19 protein-coding genes are annotated in these 18,684 nt (G+C 73.9%); 9 read left to right on the forward strand and 10 right to left on the reverse strand.

What is annotated here, in order from left to right; translation table 11 throughout:
* Window positions 1-56 precede the first annotated feature (56 nt).
* The 6 genes from C7M71_RS04015 to C7M71_RS04040 all read right to left on the reverse strand — a co-directional run bounded on the left by C7M71_RS04015 (window position 57) and on the right by C7M71_RS04040 (window position 6,642).
* Complete coding sequence (locus tag C7M71_RS04015; RefSeq protein WP_111495166.1) at window positions 57-422, reverse strand: STAS domain-containing protein; 366 nt, start codon at window positions 420-422, stop codon at window positions 57-59.
* Between the two features lie 165 nt (window positions 423-587).
* The gene (locus tag C7M71_RS04020; RefSeq protein WP_111495164.1) at window positions 588-2,369 is read right to left on the reverse strand and encodes an ABC transporter ATP-binding protein; all 1,782 of its coding nucleotides are present in this window, start codon (window positions 2,367-2,369) and stop codon (window positions 588-590) included.
* The gene (locus C7M71_RS04025) at window positions 2,366-4,210 is read right to left on the reverse strand and encodes an ABC transporter transmembrane domain-containing protein (RefSeq protein WP_114914173.1); all 1,845 of its coding nucleotides are present in this window, start codon (window positions 4,208-4,210) and stop codon (window positions 2,366-2,368) included. Before C7M71_RS04025 ends, C7M71_RS04020 begins: the two co-directional genes overlap by 4 nt.
* A gap of 300 nt (window positions 4,211-4,510) precedes the next feature.
* Entirely contained in the window at window positions 4,511-4,762 is a 252-nt protein-coding gene (locus C7M71_RS04030; protein ID WP_111492976.1) for a hypothetical protein, read from the reverse strand.
* Window positions 4,763-4,922: 160 nt separating this feature from the next.
* Entirely contained in the window at window positions 4,923-5,819 is an 897-nt protein-coding gene (locus C7M71_RS32850) for a MarR family winged helix-turn-helix transcriptional regulator (RefSeq protein ID WP_322975144.1), read from the reverse strand.
* Window positions 5,820-6,036: 217 nt separating this feature from the next.
* Complete coding sequence (locus C7M71_RS04040; RefSeq protein ID WP_407675969.1) at window positions 6,037-6,642, reverse strand: TetR/AcrR family transcriptional regulator; 606 nt, start codon at window positions 6,640-6,642, stop codon at window positions 6,037-6,039.
* Between the two features lie 314 nt (window positions 6,643-6,956).
* Here C7M71_RS04040 and C7M71_RS04045 point away from each other — a divergent pair, with 314 nt between their 5' ends.
* The 5 genes from C7M71_RS04045 to C7M71_RS04070 all read left to right on the forward strand — a co-directional run bounded on the left by C7M71_RS04045 (window position 6,957) and on the right by C7M71_RS04070 (window position 12,282).
* Window positions 6,957-7,988, forward strand: a complete 1,032-nt coding sequence (locus tag C7M71_RS04045) for a phosphotransferase family protein (RefSeq protein WP_111492978.1) — start codon at window positions 6,957-6,959, stop codon at window positions 7,986-7,988.
* 2 nt (window positions 7,989-7,990) lie between these two features.
* Window positions 7,991-9,208, forward strand: coding sequence for an acyl-CoA dehydrogenase family protein (locus C7M71_RS04050; protein ID WP_111492979.1), 1,218 nt, complete (start codon window positions 7,991-7,993; stop codon window positions 9,206-9,208).
* Between the two features lie 182 nt (window positions 9,209-9,390).
* Window positions 9,391-10,158 carry a 3-oxoacyl-ACP reductase FabG gene (gene fabG, locus C7M71_RS04060; RefSeq protein ID WP_111492980.1) on the forward strand — a complete coding sequence of 256 codons (768 nt, stop codon included), beginning with the start codon at window positions 9,391-9,393 and terminating at the stop codon, window positions 10,156-10,158.
* A gap of 63 nt (window positions 10,159-10,221) precedes the next feature.
* Window positions 10,222-10,977 carry an SDR family oxidoreductase gene (locus tag C7M71_RS04065; RefSeq protein WP_111492981.1) on the forward strand — a complete coding sequence of 252 codons (756 nt, stop codon included), beginning with the start codon at window positions 10,222-10,224 and terminating at the stop codon, window positions 10,975-10,977.
* Window positions 10,978-11,400: 423 nt separating this feature from the next.
* Window positions 11,401-12,282, forward strand: coding sequence for a phosphatase PAP2 family protein (locus C7M71_RS04070; RefSeq protein WP_175607629.1), 882 nt, complete (start codon window positions 11,401-11,403; stop codon window positions 12,280-12,282).
* Window positions 12,283-12,361: 79 nt separating this feature from the next.
* Here the strand turns inward: C7M71_RS04070 and C7M71_RS04075 are convergent, their stop codons facing one another.
* Window positions 12,362-12,568 carry a proteinase inhibitor I78 gene (locus C7M71_RS04075; protein WP_111492982.1) on the reverse strand — a complete coding sequence of 69 codons (207 nt, stop codon included), beginning with the start codon at window positions 12,566-12,568 and terminating at the stop codon, window positions 12,362-12,364.
* Window positions 12,569-13,069: 501 nt separating this feature from the next.
* Here C7M71_RS04075 and C7M71_RS04080 point away from each other — a divergent pair.
* Both C7M71_RS04080 and C7M71_RS04085 read left to right on the forward strand, forming a co-directional pair.
* Entirely contained in the window at window positions 13,070-13,843 is a 774-nt protein-coding gene (locus tag C7M71_RS04080; RefSeq protein ID WP_114914175.1) for a BadF/BadG/BcrA/BcrD ATPase family protein, read from the forward strand.
* 11 nt (window positions 13,844-13,854) lie between these two features.
* On the forward strand, window positions 13,855-14,229 hold the full coding sequence (locus C7M71_RS04085) for a hypothetical protein (protein WP_114914176.1): 375 nt from the start codon (window positions 13,855-13,857) through the stop codon (window positions 14,227-14,229).
* A gap of 171 nt (window positions 14,230-14,400) precedes the next feature.
* On the opposite strand, the gene C7M71_RS04090 is transcribed toward C7M71_RS04085, so the two are convergent.
* The 3 genes from C7M71_RS04090 to C7M71_RS04100 form a co-directional block, all read right to left on the reverse strand.
* On the reverse strand, window positions 14,401-14,991 hold the full coding sequence (locus C7M71_RS04090; protein ID WP_111495603.1) for a TIGR03086 family metal-binding protein: 591 nt from the start codon (window positions 14,989-14,991) through the stop codon (window positions 14,401-14,403).
* Between the two features lie 185 nt (window positions 14,992-15,176).
* Window positions 15,177-16,229, reverse strand: a complete 1,053-nt coding sequence (locus C7M71_RS04095; RefSeq protein ID WP_114914177.1) for an SDR family oxidoreductase — start codon at window positions 16,227-16,229, stop codon at window positions 15,177-15,179.
* A gap of 232 nt (window positions 16,230-16,461) precedes the next feature.
* Window positions 16,462-17,235 (reverse strand): glycosyltransferase, encoded by a 774-nt coding sequence (locus tag C7M71_RS04100; RefSeq protein WP_111494302.1) that lies wholly within the window; start codon window positions 17,233-17,235, stop codon window positions 16,462-16,464.
* Between the two features lie 314 nt (window positions 17,236-17,549).
* On the opposite strand from C7M71_RS04100, the gene C7M71_RS04105 reads away from it, so the two are divergent.
* Both C7M71_RS04105 and C7M71_RS04110 read left to right on the forward strand, forming a co-directional pair.
* Window positions 17,550-18,041 carry a hypothetical protein gene (locus C7M71_RS04105; RefSeq protein WP_111494304.1) on the forward strand — a complete coding sequence of 164 codons (492 nt, stop codon included), beginning with the start codon at window positions 17,550-17,552 and terminating at the stop codon, window positions 18,039-18,041.
* A gap of 234 nt (window positions 18,042-18,275) precedes the next feature.
* Window positions 18,276-18,650, forward strand: coding sequence for a hypothetical protein (locus C7M71_RS04110; RefSeq protein WP_111494306.1), 375 nt, complete (start codon window positions 18,276-18,278; stop codon window positions 18,648-18,650).
* Window positions 18,651-18,684: the final 34 nt, after the last annotated feature.

Consider the following 18,684-nt stretch of genomic DNA (forward strand, 5'->3'; position numbering starts at 1 on the left):
CGGCTCACACACCCCCTCACTCCCCTCACTCCCTTCACTCCCCTCACCCCCTCGGCTCAGACGCCGCTGCCCCCAGCCGCCTCCCCACGGTGCCGGGCCAGAGCCTCGTCAACGGTGTCGTGCACCGGCGTGGTGATACCGACCCCGGTCAGGTCGATGATCCGCCGGACCGCCGCCGTGGGACCGGCCAGCCGCAGCGATCCGCCCACCCGGCGGGTCTCCTGCTGCGTCCGGATGACGATGTTGAGGCCCGAGGAGTCCATGAAGGGCACCGCCGTGAGGTCCAGCACCAGGTGGCGGCGGCCGTGGTGCAGTTGGTTGGCCAACTGGTAGTGGAGCTCGGTGGCGGTGTCGACATCCAGCTCCCCGGCGACGGAGACCACGGCCAGTTCCGGTTCGGGCAGATGCACCTCCACCGTCAGCCGCTCGGTCTCCGCGCCCGATTCGAGCGCGGTGTGGGGGTCAGGACTCGTCGGGGGTGTCAAAGCGGTACCTCCACAGCTCCGGACGCACAGGGTCGTGCAGGCGGCTGCCCCGTACGGCCGACCCCACTCCCCCACCGGCCCCCTCACCCGCCGCCGATCACCTCACCCCTCGTCCCGCCAGGACCGCCAGAGCGCCGCATACGGCCCGTCGGCGGCCACCAGCTCCGCATGGCTGCCGTACTCGCTGATCCGCCCCTCCTCGACCACCGCGATCACATCGGCGTCATGCGCGGTGTGCAGGCGGTGGGCGATGGCGATGACCGTACGCCCGTCCAGGACCCGGGAGAGCGAGCGCTCCAGGTGCCGGGCGGCGCGCGGGTCGAGCAGCGACGTGGCCTCGTCCAGCACCAGCGTGCGCGGGTCGGCGAGCACCAGCCGGGCCAGCGCCAACTGCTGCGCCTGCGGCGGGGTGAGCGAGGCGCCGCCGGAGCCGACGTCGGTGTCCAGCCCGTCGGACAGTGCGTCCACCCAGGGCCCGGCGTCCACCGACTCCAGAGCGGCGCGCAGTTCGGTGTCGTCCGCGCCGGGCCGGGCCAGCAGCAGGTTGTCCCGCAGGGTGCCGACGAAGACGTGGTGCTCCTGGTTGACCAGCGCCACATGCGAGCGGACCCGCTCGGCGGGCATCTCGGCGAGCGCCGCCCCGCCGAGCGTCACCCGCCCGGTCCTCGGCGCATAGATGCCCGCCAGCAGCCGGCCCAGGGTGGACTTGCCCGCGCCGGACGGCCCGACCAGGGCGAGCCGGGCGCCGGGCTCGACGCCGAGGGTGATGCCGTGCAGCACATCGGCGCCCTCGCGGTAGCCGAAGCGGACGTCGTCGGCGTGGACGTGGCGGCCGTCGGGCCGGGTGGTCTCGTCCACCTCGGCGTCCTCGACCTCCCGTACGCCGACCAGCCGGGCCAATGACGCCTGCCCGACCTGGAGTTCGTCGTACCAGCGCAGGATGAGGTCCACCGGCTCGATCAGCATCTGGGCGTAGAGCACGCCGGAGGTGAGCTGCCCGACGTCGATCCAGCCCTGGAGGGTGTAGAGGCCGCCGAGGGTGAGGGTGGCGGTCACGGCGAGCACATAGGGCAGGTCCACGGTCGGGAAGTACCGGGTGCGCAGCCACATGGTGTAGCGCTCCCAGGAGAGCCAGGTGCGGATCTTCTCGTCGGTGAGCGCGACCCGGTCGTCGCCGAGCCGCAGCGCCTCCACGGTGCGGCCGGCGTCGACGGTCTCGGCGAGCGCGGTGTTCACCGCCGCGTACGAGGCGGACTCCGCCCGGTAGGACTGCGGGGCCCGCCGGAAGTACCAGCGGGAGCCGGCCAGCAGCACCGGCAGTCCGATCAGCGCGGTGACGGCGAGCAGCGGCGAGGTGACCAGCAGGGCGCCGAACACCAGCAGGACGGAGACGATGGCGACGGCGAGTTCCGGGACCGCGTCGCGCACCGAGCGCGACAGCCGGTCGACGTCCGTCGTGGTGCGGGAGACCAGGTCTCCGGTACCGGCCCGCTCCAGCACGCCGGGGGGCAGCGCCACCGCGCGGACCAGGAAGTCCTCACGCAGGTCGGCGAGGACCTGCTCGCCGAGGACGGCGCCGCGCAGCCGTGACATGCCGGTGAAGGCGGCCTGTACGGCGAGGGCGAGCAGGTACCAGAGGGCTGCCTGGGCGATCCGGCCCTCGGTGGTCCCGGTGCCCAGTTCGCCGACCAGGGTGCCGAGCACCCAGGGGCCGACGAGTCCGGCGGCGGCGCCGACGGCATGCAGCCCGATCACCCCGGCGAAGGTGCGGCGGTGACGGGCGGCCAGCAGCCGGACGTAGTCGCGTACGGCGGCCGGGGAGCCCACCGGCAGCAGGGTCGCTGCCTCGCGTTCCTGGGCCGCTGGGTCGGCCGGCGGCTTCATGCGGTCTCCTCGACGAGGGGCGCGGTCTCCTCGCGGGTGACCACGGAGCGGTAGCGGGGGTCGGTGTGCATCAGCTCGCGGTGGGTGCCGGTGGCGGCGACCCGGCCGTCCTGGACCAGGACGACCCGGTCGGCGCGGTCCAGCAGCAGCGGGCTGGTGGCGAAGACGACGGTGGTGCGCCCCTTGCGGAGCTCCTTGATGCCGTCGGCGATCCGCGACTCGGTGTGCGCGTCAACGGCGCTGGTGGGCTCGTCCAGGACGAGTACCGGCGGGTCGGCCACCAGCGAGCGGGCCAGTGCGAGGCGCTGGCGCTGGCCGCCGGAGAGCGATCTGCCGCGCTCGGTGATGCGGGCCCGCATCGGGTCTCCCTCGGCGTCCGGGGAGTTGTCGACCAGCGCCCCGAGCAAATCGTCGGCGCGGGCGGCCGCCAGGGCCTCGGCGGGGGTGACCCGGCCGGAGGCGGGGACGGCGAACAGGTCGGCGAGGGTGCCGGAGAGCAGCACGGGTTCCTTGTCGTGGACCAGGACGGTCGCCCGGGCCTCGGCCAGCGGCAGCGCGTCCAGGGCGATCCCGCCCAGCCGCGCCGACGGCTGCACCTCTGCCGCCCCGTCAGCCTCGCCCCCGCCGTCCCCGCCGTCCCCGCCGCCCCCGCTGTCCCCGCCATCCGCACCGCCGCGCGGCACATGGCCGCCGAGCCGTTCGGCCAGGGCTCCGGCCGCGTCGGGGTCGCCGCAGACCACGGCGGTGAGCCGTCCGGCGGGCGCGGTCAACCCCGTGGCGGGGTCGTGCAGGTCGGACCGGGCGGCGCGGGCGGCGTCCAGCGTGGCGGTGGCGGCGTCGCCGTCGGTCCGGGTGAGGCTGAGCACCCGTACGGCGCGGTCGGCCGAGACCCGGGCGACGGTCCAGGCGTGGGCGGCCTCGCCGAGTACCCGCAGCGGTCCGGCGAGGAAGGCGCTGGCGCCGTAGACGGCCACCAGGTCGCCGATGGAGAGGTCGCCCCGGACGGCCAGATGGGCGCCGTACCAGGTGATGCCGACGACGAACGCGCCCGGCAGCAGCACCTGCTGGGCGCGCATCAGCGCCCACACCCGGGCGGCGCGGACGGCCGCCACCCGGACCTTCTGGGAGGCGGTGCGGTAGCGGTCGAGGAAGAGCTCCTCACCGCCGATGCCGCGCAGCACCCGCAGACCGGCCACGGTGTCGGCGGCCAGTTCGCTGGCCTTGCCGCCGAGCGAGCGCTGCTCGTCGAAGCGGCGCTCGAAGGGGCCGATCAGCGGCCAGATGGAGGCGGCGAGCAGCACCACGCCCAGCAGCACGGCGACGCCGAGCACGGGCTGGTGGGCGAGCACCACGGCGGAGACGCCCAGCCAGACGAGGACGGCGGCCCAGAGGCGGGCGGAGATCTCGACAAACCAGCCGATCTTCTCCACGTCGCCGGAGCTGACGGCGACGACCTCGCCGGTGGCGATCCGGTGGGAGAGCCCGGCGCCGAGCCGGGACGCCTGCCGGGCGACCAGCTGGCGGATCTGCGAGGCGGCGGTGATCCAGTTCCACACCGCCTGGCGGTGCAGCATGGTGGCCGCAGCCGCCTGGACGGCGCCCAGGCCCAGCGCGCCGGCGCCGGCCAGCCAGACGCCGCGTGCGTGGCCGTCGACGGCGGCCTGGATGCCGTGGCCGATCAGCAGCGGGATGGCCGCTTGGCTGCCCATCTGCACCACGCCCCAGAGCACGGCGAGGAGTCGGCCGCGCCGCTGGGCACGGCCCAGCCAGCGGAGGAAGCGCAGGGGCGAGGTGAGGTCGGGACTGCCGGGGTCGGACATCGGCAGCTGAATGAGCGACATGACGCTCCGTGGGGATGGTGCGGTCGGGGTGCGGTGGCGGGGCCCGCCGGGCCGCGCGGTGCGGTTCGGGCGCGGGCGTGCCGAGAGCCCCGCCGGCCAGGGAGGGCGGGGTGGCAGGAGAGGAGGTGCGGTCGGGAGGCCGTGGTGGGCGGCAGCGGAGTCAGGAGTTCGCCATGGTTACCGAGCGTGCCGCTGAAGAGGCGCGGCCGCAACCGGTTTTCCGGGGGGCGGGAGGGGCCGGGACCCGGCAGGGGCGGCCGACCGCCGCACACCGAACCCCCGAAATGACCTGACGGATGGTCAGGCAGCAGCGCCCAGGCCACGGGTGGCGGCCCGCAACGCCTGGTACGCCGCCAGATAGGCTCCCTGGAGGTGGGCCAGGGTGGTCGACTGCCGGTCGGTCCAGCCCTGCGGCGCACCCGAGGCCGCCCCGCCGGAACGCCGCCGCTCGCCCTCCACCTCGGCCACATAGGCGCGCACCGCGTCATTGGCACGATCCACGGCGCGCTGGAGGTCGTTCAGGTCTCCGGAGTTCGACAGGGCTGACGACATGTGTCGATTCTATGGAGTGTCACCGACAACCGCTTCCACTCCCCACCAGGGCACCCCCTCCCACCAGCGGGTTTCCGGGCAGGGCGTTGCCGACATCACACTTTGGGGACGTTTACGGGTCACTCCGAGCGGTGAAAGGCGATGCCTGCCCGCCCCGGCACTACAGTCGGGCCGCTTTGCCCAGCAGTTCCAGGGCCCGCCCTCGGTCGGCCTCGTCCAGCGGTTCCAGCAGCAGCCGCTGGACCTCCCGGACGCCGGGCGTGCACCGGTGCAGCGACTCCTGGCCGACCGGCGAGAGGGAGAGCAGGTTGCGGCGGCCGTCGGAGGGATCGCGGCGGCGCAGCAGCAGCCCTCGCCGGACCAGTCGGCTGACCATCTCCGCCATGGTCGCCTTGTCCAGCGAAGCCCGTTCCCCCACGGTCCGCTGGTCGATACCGGGTTCCAGGTCGAGGACGGCCAGGACGGCGTGCTGCGGGGCGGTGAGTTCGGCCCCGACGTGCTCGTTCCAGAGCCGGGTGTGCACCTGCTGGGCCACCCGGATCAGGTAGCCCACGGCCCGCTGGGCGTCCAGCAGCGGCCGGGCGTCGGCGAGTGCGGCTATCGCCAGCGACTCCAGTCGGCCTATCCGGCCCAGGATGGTGACCAGGTCCTGGCGCTCGGCATCGTCCAGCGGTTCCAGCAGCAGCCGCTGGACGCGCACCACCCCGGCGGTGGCATCGCGGACCAGCTGAGTACCGGCCGGGGAGAGCGCCAGCAGTTTGCGGCGGCCGTCGGAGGGGTCACGGCGGCGCAGCACCAGGCCCCGCCGGATCAGCCGGCCGACCATCTCCGCCATGGTCGCCTTGTCCAGCGACGCCCGCTCCCCCACGGTCCGCTGGTCGGAGCCGGGTTCCAGGGCCAGCGCCAGGAGGACGCCGAACTGGGGGGCGGTGAGTTCACCGCCGACCTGCTCCGCCCAGAGCCGGGTGTGCACCTGCTGGGCCACCCGGATCAGATGGCCGGGGGATCGCAGCAGGCCATCGGATGTACGGGTGATCTCGATCTCCCCCAGCACCATGAGTCCGTCCCCATGTCGCGCCCGACGCGCGTGTGCGGCAGTCGGGGGGCGCAGTAACGGCGTGCCGGCGTCCCGCAGCGTCGAGGGGAGCTCCGCCGAGCAGCCGACGGCTGCTGGCGCACACTATACAAATATCCGACTGATCTGCGGAGTCTGGCGGAATACTAAACACTTGTCGGGGCATGGGCCAGTTTTGCTCCTTACCCTCACAGGAGTTTCACCGATCTGTGAGTCCCCTGAGAAGCAGGTCGGCGAAGGTGGCACCGATCTCCTCGGGGCGCAGCTCCCCCTCCGGCCGGTACCAGGTGCCCAGGTGGTGGATGCCGCCGAAGAACTGGTGCACCACCAGGTCGGCGGAGACGTCCGAGCGGAGCTCCCCGGTCCGCTGCCCCTCCTCCACCAGGGCGCGGAACCGCTCGTGGTAGCGGCGGCGGTCGGCCCGCACGGTGGCCTGGCGTTTCTCCGGCAGCATGTGCATCGAGCGCATGGAGACCACCGCGTCGTCCAGGTGGTCCAGGGTGGTCACCACGACGTCCGCTGCGGCGGCCCGCAGCCGTTCGGCGGCGGGCAGCGGGCGGGCGGCGATCTCGGCCAGCCGCTCCGACTGGAGGACCAGCAGCCGGGTGTAGATCTCCTGGAGCAGGTCGTCCTTGGACGAGTAGTAGTGGTACATCGCGCCCTTGGTGACCCCGGCGTGCTCCACGATGTCCTGGACGGAGGTCTGGGCGAAGCCGCGTTCGGCGAAGAGGGCGCTGGCGACGGCGAGCAGTCTGGCCTGTACGGGCAGCGCGGTGTCCGGCTCGGCCGCCGTACCGGTGCCCAGGTCGGCGACCCGGGAGGCCAGCGGGCCGGGCAGCACGGTGCGCACCACCCGCGACCGGCGCCGCCCCATCCCCGACCCCGACCCAGACCCCGCCGGGGACTGCTCAGGCGGCTCCCCCGCAGGTCTGCGGCGTGCAGCGGACACCTGGACTCCTCTCCCCGGGTGGATCACGTCGAGCCACCCTAGCGGACATACTTACCGGTCGGTATGGTGTGGCCGACGGCGCCCATGCCACTCCGGAAGTCTCCCCCCGACGTCTACCACCCCACCCCGTGCCCCGCCCCCTCGGGCGGCGTGCGGAAAGGACGGTACGCATGGCCGACCAGCCCCCGGGCCTGGACCTGGACCGGCTGCACGCCCAGCTGGCGCACGCCCGCCCCGGCCTGGCGGCGGGCCCGCTCTCCGCCCGGCTGATCGCCGGCGGCAAGTCCAATCTGACGTACACCGTCACCGACGGGACCTCCCGCTGGGTGCTGCGCCGCCCGCCGCTGGGCCATGTGCTCGCCACCGCGCACGACATGGCCCGCGAGTACCGGGTGATCTCGGCACTGGCCGACACCGCCGTGCCGGTCCCGGCCACCTATCTGCTCTGCGAGGACCCCGACGTACTCGGCGCCCCCTTCTATCTGATGGAGGAGGTCCACGGCACCGTCTACCGGACCGCCGAGCAGACCGCCGGGCTGGGAGCCGACCGGGCCCGCACGATCTCGGCCCGGCTGGTGGATGTGCTCGCGGAGCTGCACGCCGTGGACCCGGCCGAGGTGGGCCTCGCCGACTTCGGCCGCCCGGACGGCTTCATGGCCCGCCAGGTGGAACGCTGGCGCAGGCAGTTCGAGGCGTCCCGGAGCCGTGAGATCAAGGGCATGGACGAGCTGTACGGGCGGCTGCGCGGCTCCGTACCGGAGGCGCAGCGGGTGGCCGTGGTGCACGGCGACTACCGCCTGGACAACGCGATCCTCGACCCGGACGACCGGGTGACCGCAGTGCTGGACTGGGAGATGGCGACCCTCGGCGACCCGCTCGCCGACCTCGGCCTGATGCGGGTGTACTGGGAGATCTCCCGCGACCTGCCGCAGAACCCGGTCTCCTCGGCGGTCAGCGCCGACGCCGGATTCCCCGCGATGGCGGAGCTGGTCGCCCGCTACGCCGAACGCAGCGGCCTCGACACCTCCCCCCTGCCCTGGTACACCGCGTTCGCCCGCTACAAGCTGGCGATCATCGCGGAGGGCATCCACTACCGCTACACCCAGGGCAAGACCGTGGGTGGCGGTTTCTCCCACCTGGGGGTCATGGTGGAGCCGCTGGTGACGGCCGCCCTGGACTCCCTGCTGACGGAAGGGGCCTGACGATGGACTTCGGGTACGACAGCCGCACGGAGGAGCTGCGCGGCCGGCTGCTGGCCTTCATGGACGAGGTGGTGTACCCGGCCGAGCCGCTCTTCGAGGAGCAGGTGGCCGCCGCGGGCGACCCCTGGGCCCGGCCGCCGCTGATGGCGGACCTCAAGGCCGAGGCCCGTCGGCGCGGGCTGTGGAACCTCTTCCTCCCCGGCGAGGAGCACGGCGCCGGGCTGACCAACCTCCAGTACGCGCCGCTGGCGGAGATCACCGGCCGCAGCCCGCACCTGGCCCCCGAGGCGCTGAACTGCGCGGCACCGGACACCGGCAATATGGAGCTGCTGGCCGAGTTCGGCTCCCCCGAGCAGCAGGACCGCTGGCTGAAGCCGCTGCTGGAGGGCGAGATCCGGTCCGCCTTCTGTATGACCGAGCCGGAGGTGGCCTCCTCGGACGCCGCCAATATCGCCACCCGGATCGAGCGGGACGGCGGCCACTACCTGGTCAACGGCCGCAAGTGGTGGTCGACCGGCGCCATGGACCCGGCCTGCCGCGTCCTGGTGGTGATGGGCGCGACCGATCCCGCAGCGTCCAAGCACCGCCGGCAGAGCATGATCCTGGTGCCGCGCGACACCCCCGGGGTCTCGGTGGAGCGGGGCCTGACGGTCTTCGGCTACACCGACGGACCGCACGGTGGCCACGCCGAGGTGGTCTTCGACAACGCCCGCGTGCCCGCCGACCACCTGATCGGCGGCGAGGGCGATGGGTTCGCCATCGCCCAGGCCCGGCTGGGACCTGGCCGCATCCACCACTGCATGCGGCTGATCGGCATGGCCGAGCGCGCGGTGGAGCTGATGTGCCGCCGCGCCGCCACCCGGACCGCCTTCGGCCGGCCGCTCGCCGAGCAGGGCGTGATCCAGGAGTGGATCGCCGAGTCCCGGGTGCGGATCGAGCAGTTGCGGCTGCTGGTCCTCAAGACCGCCTGGCTGATGGACACGGTCGGCAACCGGGGGGCCCACACCGAGATCCAGGCCATCAAGATCGCCACCCCGGCCGGCGTGGAGTGGATCCTCGACAAGGCCATCCAGACGCACGGCGGCGGCGGGGTCTCCCAGGACTACCCGCTGGCCCGGCTCTGGGCGGGTGCCCGCACCCTGCGGTTCGCCGACGGGCCGGACGAGGTCCACAAGCGGTCGCTGGCCCGCCGCGAGCTCAAGCCCTACCTGCCCTCCTGACACCCACTGCTCTCCCCGACACCGCAGCCCTGCCCAACCCCGCAACTCCCCCAACCCCCGCAGCCCTGCCCAACCCCGCAACTCCCCCCAACCCCGCAGCCCTGCCCAACCCCGCAACTCCCCCAACCCCCGCAGCCCTGCCCAACCCCCTCACTGCCCCGACAAAGGAATCGAGTACCCCTATGACCGAGCAGACCACCGCTCCCCGCGTCGCGATCGTCACCGGTGCCGCCCGTGGCATCGGCGCCGCCACCGCAATCCGCCTCGCCGCCGACGGCCTCGCCGTGGCGGTGCTGGACCTGGAGGAGTCCGCAGGCAAGGAGACCGTGGAGCGGATCACCGCAGCGGGCGGCCGGGCCGTCGCGATCGGCGCCGACGTGTCCGACGCCGAGCAGGTGCAGCGGGCCGTCGAGCGGGTCGCCACCGAGCTGGGCGCCCCGACCGTGCTGGTGAACAACGCCGGTGTGCTCCGCGACAACCTGCTCTTCAAAATGTCCGAGTCGGACTGGGACACCGTGATGAACGTGCACCTCAAGGGCGCCTTCCTGATGACCCGTGCGGTGCAGAAGCACATGGTGGACGCCGGTTTCGGGCGGGTCGTCAACCTCTCCTCCTCCTCGGCGCAGGGCAACCGGGGCCAGGCCAACTACTCGGCGGCCAAGGCCGGGCTCCAGGGCTTCACCAAGACGCTGGCGATCGAACTGGGCAAGTTCGGCGTCACCGCCAACGCGGTCGCCCCCGGCTTCATCGCCACCGACATGACCGCGGCCACCGCCGCCCGGGTCGGCATGGACTTCGAGGACTTCAAGAACGCCGCCGCCGGCCACATCCCGGTGGCCCGGGTCGGCACTCCGGAGGACATCGCGCACACCATCTCCTTCCTGGTGAGCGAGGGCGCCGGCTTTGTCTCCGGCCAGGTGGTCTATGTGGCCGGCGGCCCGCTGGACTGACCGGACCCAGCACCATCCGGCACCACCACATCCAGCACCACCACGAGAGACGGGTACGGACGGATGAGCGAGGACAGCGGGCGGGTCGCCCTGATCACCGGGGCGAGCCGGGGCATCGGCCTGGCCATTGCCGAGGCCCTGGTGGCCCGTGGCGACCGGGTGGTGATCACCGGCCGGGACGGCAAGGCCCTGGAGGAGGCCGTGGAGCAGCTCGGCGGCGCCGGACGGGCCGTCGGCGTGGCCGGCAAGAGCCACGACCCGGACCACCGCGAGGCGGCGGTGGGCCTGGCCATGGAGCGGTTCGGGCGGATCGACGCCCTGGTCAACAATGTGGGGACCAACCCGGTGGTCGGCTCCCTGGTCGACCTGGACCTGGACACCGCCCGCAGGATCCTGGACGTCAATGTGATCGCCACCCTCGGCTGGGTGCAGCTGGTCCACCGGGCGTCGCTGAAGGAGCACGGCGGAGCCATCGTCAATGTCTCGTCGGTGAGCGCGCTGGGCCCGGCGCCGGGCATCGGGATGTACGGGGCGAGCAAGGCCGCCCTGGTCCAGCTCACCCAGCAGTTGGCGTATGAGCTGGCGCCCTCGGTGCGGGTCAACGCGGTGGCCCCGGCGGTGGTGAAGACCCGCTTCGCCGAGCCGCTGTACCTCGGGCACGAGGAGCAGGCGGCGGCGGCCTACCCGCTGAAGCGGCTCGGCCTGCCTGCCGATGTCGGCGGAGCGGTGGCCTTCCTGCTCTCCGAGCATGCCTCCTGGATCACCGGTCAGACCCTGGTACTGGACGGCGGCCTCACCCTCGGCGGCGACTGGGGCTGACGGCCACCGCCGGGCGGGCCGCACCCGATCGGGTACGGCCCGCCCGACTTCTCCGGAAACTCCGGGACAACGCATTGCCAATCCCAGGAAAATCCGGGAATCCCAGCCGCCCGGAATTGCGGCGGAGCCCGTCGGAATCCGGATTCCGGAATCCCGACCCCCGTCCGAATAGCGCAACAGGCGGCAACCGGACGCGGGCGGCGATCTCCGGGCCAATCGGACAGCCACCCCTCCGCGACGTGCCGGAAACCTCCTGGCGCACCGATCGGCGGGCCGCCGGAATGACGCGCGTCACATTCCCGGATGCACAAGCCGTACGCCTGCTCCTTTATCCGGCACTAACGCGGTCGACCAGGTCACATCGTCATTACGAACGCCAGGTCGGCCACAGTGGGCGCTGTCACGGGCTGTAACGTCAAGCGAGTGCGTACCCAGACGAACGACGCCGCACCGCTCGGGCGGCCGGACCAAGACGTCGCGGAGCGGCCGCAGGAACGCCGCCGGCCGCCGCTGACGCGCACCCACAAGATCCTCTTCGTGGTGACCCTCGCGCTGTACGTGGTGGTGGTCGCCGGGGTGCTCACCAACACCTGGCTGGTCGACCTGGACTGGGACGCCATGCTGGCCAAACCGTACAAGCGCTGGCCGCAGCTGCTGCCCTTCCTCAACGTCTGGATCATCGTCGGCCAGCGCGGCCCGTCGGCCATCGCCGCCTGCGTCTGGCTGGTGTGGCGCAGCTACCGCACCCGCAGCACCCGCCCGCTGCTGGTGATGGCGGCGGCGCTGCTGCTGCTCAATCTGACGGTCGGCGCGGTGAAGATCGTGACGGGTCGGCTGGGCCCGCACTACGCCCACTACATCGGGTCGCCCGAGCTGTTCGCCGGCGGCCAGATCTTCCCCTCCGGACACACCGCCAACTCGGTCGTGACCTGGGGCGTCATCGCCTATCTCGCGGTGCGGCTGCGGCGGACCGGTTCGGTGGCCGCCGGTGTCACGGCCGCCTCCATCGGGCTCACCACCGTCTATCTGGGCACCCACTGGATCACCGATGTGGTGGCGGGCTGGACGGCCGGGCTGCTGGTGCTGCTGGTGCTGCCGCTCTGCGAACCGGCCATCGCCACCGCCGACGAGCGGATCCGGGCCGCCTGGGGTCGAAGAACCGGCAGACCGCCGACTGCGCCGGGGCGTCCCGCCGCCGGCTGGTCCCCGTGGGACAAGGCGGTGCAGGACGAACTGGCGGGCGTCGGCGGTGGCGCCTCCGGCGGCGGCACGCACTCCCCGGGCCGCAGCGGCGCCCGGGCGTAGCCCCCTCGGTACCCCCAGCCCCCTCAGACGCCCCAAGGCGCCATCCCCCGGGCGCATCCCCAGGCGTTCGGCCGGATCGTCAGCCGAACCAGCAGCGCACCACGCGGCCGTCGTCAGCCGCGAAGTTGATCCGCCCCGACCGGTACTCCAGCGTCACCAGGGCATCCCTGGCGACCACCCGGACGGTGGTCCACCCCCGCTGTCTGGCGACCGCCTCCGCCTGCTCCGCCGACAGGCCGACATAGCCCTCCGGGTCCTCATGGGGCGGGGTCGACTGCTCTGACATGGTTGCGCGCCTCACTCGTTCGGGGGTGCCGGTCAGCACCCTGCGTACCGTTCGGCCGTCACTCGGGCGGTGTCGTCCCCGCCACGTTATGCCGCTACGGCTCTCGGCGGAAGGTCTTCGCTCACCACTCCCCGATGGTCCCGGATTCATCACGGCCGTGAATGTCCTGTGCCGTAGCCGTGCAGGACCCGGGTTCCGGCGCGGAGAATAGCCGCGATCGGCCTCCGCCGCATGAGCAGCGCCAGGGAATTCCGCGCGGCCGCACGGGGAGTAGGCCCGCCGGTGAATGCGCAGGGCCGGGGGGATTCGGCCGCTCCGGGAAATCGCCGACGCCGGTCGGCCGGGGCACGCGGGCCCGTACCGCAGCCGGTGCACCCGCCCCGGTGAATACCCGCCACCGGTGGCGGGATTTGCGGCGGGCAGTGGTGCCGCCAGGTGCGGGCTGGCACAGTGTGGCCAGCACCGGAACCAGACCATCCGCCTCCACGGGGGACCGCAGCGATGCACCAGATCGGCCAGCCCCCTGACCGCAGCGGCGGCTCGCCGGTCGGCGCCCCGGCGGCCCGAACAGCCGGAACAGCCCGGGCAGCCCGAACGGCCAGGGCGACCGCTGCGACCCGGGCGGCCGGGGCAGCCAGGGCCTGCTCCGCGACCGACCTGGTCCTGGGCCTGGACGTGGGCGGCACCAACACCCGCGCGCTCCTCTGCGACCTCGCCGGGAACCGGTACGGCCACGCCAACAGCGGCGGCGGCAATCCGGCGGCGCACCCCGCCCACCGGGCGGCCGCGGCGCTCTCGGTGGCGCTGCGCGGGGCGCTGGCCGGGGTCGATCCGGCGGAGGTGCGGCATGGGGTGATCGGGCTCGCCGGGCGGCAGCTGCTGAGCCGGCCGCAGGTGCGGGCCGCGCTGCGGCGGGCCTGGCGGGAGGCCGGGCTGGAGTGCCCCATGACGGTGGTTCCGGACGCCGCGGTGGCCTTCGCGGCGGGCACGGCGGTGGGCAGCGGCAGCGTGCTGATCGCCGGGACGGGCGCCATCGCGGTACGGATCGACCGCTGGGAGGAGGCGGGCCGGGCCGATGGGCTGGGCTGGCTGCTCGGCGACCTGGGGTCCGGCTTCTGGATGGGCCGGGAGGCCGTCCGGCTGACGCTGGAGGCGCTGGCGGGCCGGGTGCACGCGCCGCTGCTGGCCCCGCTGGTGGTGGAGGCGCTGCTGCGGGCGGCCGGGGAACCGCCGGTCCCGGAGGCGGTCGGGGGCCCGACCGGGACGGCGCCCTGACGGCCCGGCTGGTGGCGGCCGTCTACGCGGACCAGCCGGTGGCGCTGGCCCGGCTGGCGCCGCTGGTGACCGCTGCGGCCGAGCGGGACGACCCCGCTGCGGGCGCGATCGTCGAGGCGGCGGCCGGGCATCTGCTGGCCACCCTGGCGGAGGTCCGCCGACCGGCCGAGCGGACTCCGGTGGTGCTCGCCGGTTCCTGCCTGGTGACCGACAACGCGCTGGCCCGCCGGGTGGTGCGGGCGATCGGGGCGGAGTGGCCCGGCGCGGCGATGAGCTGCGCCCTGGACGGCGCTGCCGGGGCGGCGTTGCTGGCGGCGGACTCGCTCGGGGTGGACGAGGCGACGCTGGCCTCGATGCACCGGCGGCTGCTGGCCGAGCACGGCTGACCGGGGAACGGCTGACCGGAGTGCGGCCACCCAGGGGCTCCGCACGACCGGATCGGTGCCGAGTTCGTCCATGCGCAGCGGTCGGCGGTCGCGCTGGTCGGCGACGGCGCGATGCGGATCGGCAGGGCCAGGTCCCTACGGCAGGACGTGTGACGCCCGGTCGGCGCGGGCTCAGGCGCGGCGGCCGAGCAGGGCGAGCAGCCGGGTCTGCTCGTCGGCGTCGTCCGGCACCTCCACCGGCGGGGCGAAGAGGCCGCCGGCGGAGAGCTGGTCGGCGTACGGCTCCACCTCGCGCCGGGCGAACGCCACCAGCTCCGGCGCGAGCCGGGTGTCCCCGCCGGTCGCGCGGGCCAGGTCCCAGGTGTGCACGGCCGCATCCGTGGTCAGCTGGCTGCAGTACTCGACGGCCGGGGTGTCACCGGCGGAGAGGTGCACGGTGGCATCCAGCGCGCCGTGCCGGATGACGGCGTCCCGGGCGGCGGTGGCGGCCCGGCGCCAGGTGCCCACCGGGTCGTCGCCGAGCTGGTCGCCGTCGAAGCGGTCGCCGACCTCCGCGAGGGTGGCGCCCTCCATCAGCGGGGGCACCCACAACTGCTCGACGGTCAGGTGGTTGACCAGGTCGCGGACGGTCCACCGGGTACAGGGGGTGGGGGCTTTCCACTGGTTGGCGCCGACGGCACGCACCCGGCGGCCGAAGGAGGCGAGTGCTTCGGCGTGCATCCTCAGCACTTCTTCCTGCTCGTCGGTGAGCGTGTGCGCCATCGAATCGCCTCTCCGCTGCTGGGCCGGGGCGGCCCTGCCGCGGCGGGCCGTGCCTCCCGGGGCGTCGGGGTGCCCGGTGCCGCTCTGCGCCTGCCCGGCGCCCTCAGCGGCACACTCGGGAGCGGCGAAGGCCGCACGAACGGCGCAGTACCGGACGGCGGCCCCGACCCGCCGCGCCGCGTACCTCAGCGGCGCCGCGCGGCGCGGGCGGCGAGCAGCCCGGCGGTGCCGGCGCCCAGCGCTCCGACCGTGCCCAGCAGACCGTGGTGGCGGGACGCCCATGCCTGGGCGCTGCGGCTGTGCGCCCGCTCGTCGAAGCGGCCGTGGGCGCCGAAGTCCGGGCCGCCGGGGCCGTCGGCGGGCTCCCAGAGGTTGACCGGACTGTCCGCCGGCTGCTCCTCGGGACTCTGCTGGGAGTCGAAGCCGGTGCGGGCCAGGTAGCGGTCCAGCAGGCCGGGGGCGACCGCATTGGCCAGCAGGGTGGCGGCGGTGGCGCCGCCCACCCAGTACTCGCGGCGGCCGGGGTACTCCGCCGCATGCGCGACCGCACGGGCGGCGACCTCCGGCTGGTAGACCGGCGGCACCGGCTGGGCGCGGCGCGGCAGTCGGCTGAGCAGCCAGTCGAACTGCGGGGTGTTCAGGGCGGGCATCTGCACCATGGTCACCCGGACCTGGGTGCCGCTGTGCAGCAGTTCGCAGCGGAGCGCTTCGTTGAAGCCCTGGATGGCGTGCTTGGCACCGCTGTAGGCGGTCTGCAACGGGATGCCCCGGTAGGCGAGCGCGGAGCCGACCTGGACGACGGTGCCGTGGTCGCGCGGCAGCATCCGGCGCAGCGCGGCGCGGGTCGCCCAGACGTAGCCGAGGTAGCTGACCTCGGTGGTACGCCGGAACTCCTCCGGGTCGATCTCGGTGAAGGGCGCGAAGACGGTGGAGAAGGCATCGTTGACCCAGACGTCGAGCGGGCCGAACTCGGCCTCGACCCGGCCGGCGGCGTCCTCGACGGCCGTGTGGTCGGCCAGGTCGAGCGGGACCACCAGGGCCTCGCCGCCGGCGGCGTGCACCTCGTCGGCGGCGGCCCGCAGCCCGGTCTCGCCCCGGGCCAGCAGCGCGACCCGATCGCCCATGGCGCCGAAGCGGCGGGCGGTGGCGCGGCCGACGCCGCCGCTGGCACCGGTGACGACGACGGTGCGCGGGATGTGGTCGGCGCGGCGCCACCGCTTCGGCAGCTGGACAGGCATGGCTCCTCCGGTGGCAGGCGGCCGGTGGCCGGGGCAGGACGGGGCGGGGGACGAGAGGCACCTGCCCGGACGGGGGACGGTCATGCCGTACCGGTTTGGCCCGCCGGCGACGCGGTCAGACGCGTCCCATGAGGCTTCTCCTGGCGCTCAACGGACCGGCCCGGGCGGCCCAGGCGGCCCAGGCGGTGTCCGACCCTTCCGGCGGGTGGCGGGCGGTCCCGGGCCGGGCCGGTCAGGCTCTGCCGTCCATGCCGCGCAGCGAGAGCGCCGAGATGGTGTCGCCGAATCCGCCACGGGCCCGTACGCTGCGGCGCGCGGAGGTGATCACGGGCAGGTCGGCGGCGCGGCGCACGGGGCGGCCGAGCGCTTCCAGGGCGGCGACCAGGGCGTGGTCCTCCCCTACGGCGAGCGCGGCGAAGCCGCCCGCCGAGCGGTAGGCGTCGGCGCGCACCCCCAGGTTGGCTCCGTGCACATGCGGGTGCTCCGCTCTGGGGGCGGTGCGCAGGGTGGGCTTGGGGGTGGTCTCCACCGAGGGGCGGACCGGGGTGGCGTACTGCCGCTGGAACTTCTCCGCCGTGCCCGGGGGGTGCTCCGACCAGTCGAGCACCTGGACGGTGCCGAGTACCGCGTCCCAGCCCTGCTCGGCATAGGCGAGCTGACGGGCCAGCCATCCATAGGGCACCCGGGTGTCGGCGTCGGTGTGGGCCAGCCAGAGTTCGGCCGGGGCGGGGGCGCCTGCGGGGGACAGCACGGCGGCCAGCGCCCGGTCGGTGCCCCGGGCGCGGGCCGCGCCGACATTGCAGGCCCGGATGGTGGCGACCTCGGCGCCGGCGTGGCGGCCGATCGCGGCGGTGCGGTCGCGGCAGCTGTCGGCGACCACCACCAGGCGCACCGGGAGACCGCCGACCTGCGGGTGGCGCGCGGCGCGGCGTACCGAGGCGAGGCAGCCGCCGAGCAGCCGCTCCTCGTCCCGGGCGGGGACGACGACGGCGATGGCACGGATCATGTAACGGACCTCCTGGGGAACGGCGGCGGGCCGGCTGCGCCGAGGGAGCCGAGGGAGAGGGTGGGTGTCCGAGGGCCGGTGCGGGTGCGCGGGTGGCGCGCGGCTCCGAGGGACCCTCTCCGGCCACGGTGACACGGCGGGGCCCGATGCCGCGCGGGGCGGTTCTGCCTGCGCCGCCGCCTTCACCCGACCGGGTGTGTCGGGCCGCTCCGGCGGAACGGTCGGTTCCGGTCCGTGTCCGAAACCCGGGAGCGGGTAGGCGTACCTCCGGGTGGCCCGGTGTTCCGCGCTGCGCGGCCCCAGTCGCCCCGGCCATGGACCACGACGCTGGAGGCGACGAGACCATGCGGCAGTTCATCCCCAATCGCGACCGCGGCGCGGCGGGCGGCTCCGACGCCCCGCGCACCTCTCCGCACGGCATGCCGCTCGAAGGCCAGGGCCCTCCGGGCCGCCGCAGCCATCTGCGGCCGACCGACACCCATCTGCCCGATCCGCACCTCACATACGACATCACCGGTCGGCGCCGCGACCGCACCGGTCTCACCGGGCCGGGCGGGCGCAGCCTGTCGGACATCCGGATCTTCCTGGCGAGCGTCTTCGCGCCGGTGCTGCTGGTGGGGGCGGCGATCCTGGCCTTCGCGGCGTCGCTGGCCGCCGGCGGGTCCTCCGCCCGGAGCACCCTGGTGTGGTTGGCCGTCGCCTGCTTTGTGCTCTCGGTGGGCGCCGCGCTGGATGTGGCCCAGTCGGTCTGGCGCCGTCGGCGCCGGGAGCGGCAGCGGATGACCGAGGCTCCCCCGTACGGGTGATCTGGCCGGGCCGGTGAAGCTCTTCACCCATACCGGGCCCTACCTGCCGCACCCCCGAAGCTTTCCGCTCAGATGACGGTCCTCCTCGGGCAGAGTCGATCGACAGTCGCACAAAAGCTGTCAATCGGCGTGTGCCCGGTGACATGGTCCCTAGGGTCGCCACTGCTCTGCCGACCCGCCCGGGTCGGCCTTGTCCGGCCGAGCCGGCGCCCCAACCGGAGGACTCTCAGCGCGATGAGCAACATGGAAGCGGCACTCAAGGAAGCGATGACCATCGAGGGCGCCATCGGTGTCGCACTGGTCGACTACAGCAGCGGCATGGCCCTCGGCACCCTGGGCAACTCCAAGGAGCTCGACCTCAATGTAGCCGCCGCCGGCAACACCGACGTCGTGCGCGCCAAGATGCGCACCATGGAGATGCTCAACCTCCACAACGAGACCATCGAGGACATCCTGATCACGCTGACCGGCCAGTACCACCTGATCCGGCCGCTGACGCACCGCAGCAGCAAGGGGATCTTCTTCTACCTCGCACTGGACCGGCACCGGGCGAACCTGGCGATGGCCCGGCACATCATCCGCAAGGTGGAGGAGAACCTGGAGATCTGACCGGGCCGCGAGCCGGGCCGCCCACCGTGCCCCC

The sequence above is a fragment of the Peterkaempfera bronchialis genome (assembly GCF_003258605.2).
Lineage (GTDB): Bacteria > Actinomycetota > Actinomycetes > Streptomycetales > Streptomycetaceae > Peterkaempfera > Peterkaempfera bronchialis.

Excerpts from the sequence above, each read along its gene's own strand:
- C7M71_RS04110 (WP_111494306.1), top strand. The coding sequence starts at position 18,276 with ATGAGCAACATGGAAGCGGCACTCAAGGAAGCGATGACCATCGAGGGC.
- C7M71_RS04025 (WP_114914173.1), bottom strand. The coding sequence starts at position 4,210 with ATGTCGCTCATTCAGCTGCCGATGTCCGACCCCGGCAGTCCCGACCTC.
- C7M71_RS04020 (WP_111495164.1), bottom strand. The coding sequence starts at position 2,369 with ATGAAGCCGCCGGCCGACCCAGCGGCCCAGGAACGCGAGGCAGCGACC.
- C7M71_RS04105 (WP_111494304.1), top strand. The coding sequence starts at position 17,550 with ATGGACCACGACGCTGGAGGCGACGAGACCATGCGGCAGTTCATCCCC.
- C7M71_RS04080 (WP_114914175.1), top strand. The coding sequence starts at position 13,070 with ATGCACCAGATCGGCCAGCCCCCTGACCGCAGCGGCGGCTCGCCGGTC.
- C7M71_RS04030 (WP_111492976.1), bottom strand. The coding sequence starts at position 4,762 with ATGTCGTCAGCCCTGTCGAACTCCGGAGACCTGAACGACCTCCAGCGC.
- C7M71_RS04090 (WP_111495603.1), bottom strand. The coding sequence starts at position 14,991 with ATGGCGCACACGCTCACCGACGAGCAGGAAGAAGTGCTGAGGATGCAC.
- C7M71_RS04075 (WP_111492982.1), bottom strand. The coding sequence starts at position 12,568 with ATGTCAGAGCAGTCGACCCCGCCCCATGAGGACCCGGAGGGCTATGTC.
- C7M71_RS04100 (WP_111494302.1), bottom strand. The coding sequence starts at position 17,235 with ATGATCCGTGCCATCGCCGTCGTCGTCCCCGCCCGGGACGAGGAGCGG.
- C7M71_RS04050 (WP_111492979.1), top strand. The coding sequence starts at position 7,991 with ATGGACTTCGGGTACGACAGCCGCACGGAGGAGCTGCGCGGCCGGCTG.
- fabG (WP_111492980.1), top strand. The coding sequence starts at position 9,391 with ATGACCGAGCAGACCACCGCTCCCCGCGTCGCGATCGTCACCGGTGCC.
- C7M71_RS32850 (WP_322975144.1), bottom strand. The coding sequence starts at position 5,819 with ATGGTGCTGGGGGAGATCGAGATCACCCGTACATCCGATGGCCTGCTG.
- C7M71_RS04065 (WP_111492981.1), top strand. The coding sequence starts at position 10,222 with ATGAGCGAGGACAGCGGGCGGGTCGCCCTGATCACCGGGGCGAGCCGG.
- C7M71_RS04095 (WP_114914177.1), bottom strand. The coding sequence starts at position 16,229 with ATGCCTGTCCAGCTGCCGAAGCGGTGGCGCCGCGCCGACCACATCCCG.
- C7M71_RS04045 (WP_111492978.1), top strand. The coding sequence starts at position 6,957 with ATGGCCGACCAGCCCCCGGGCCTGGACCTGGACCGGCTGCACGCCCAG.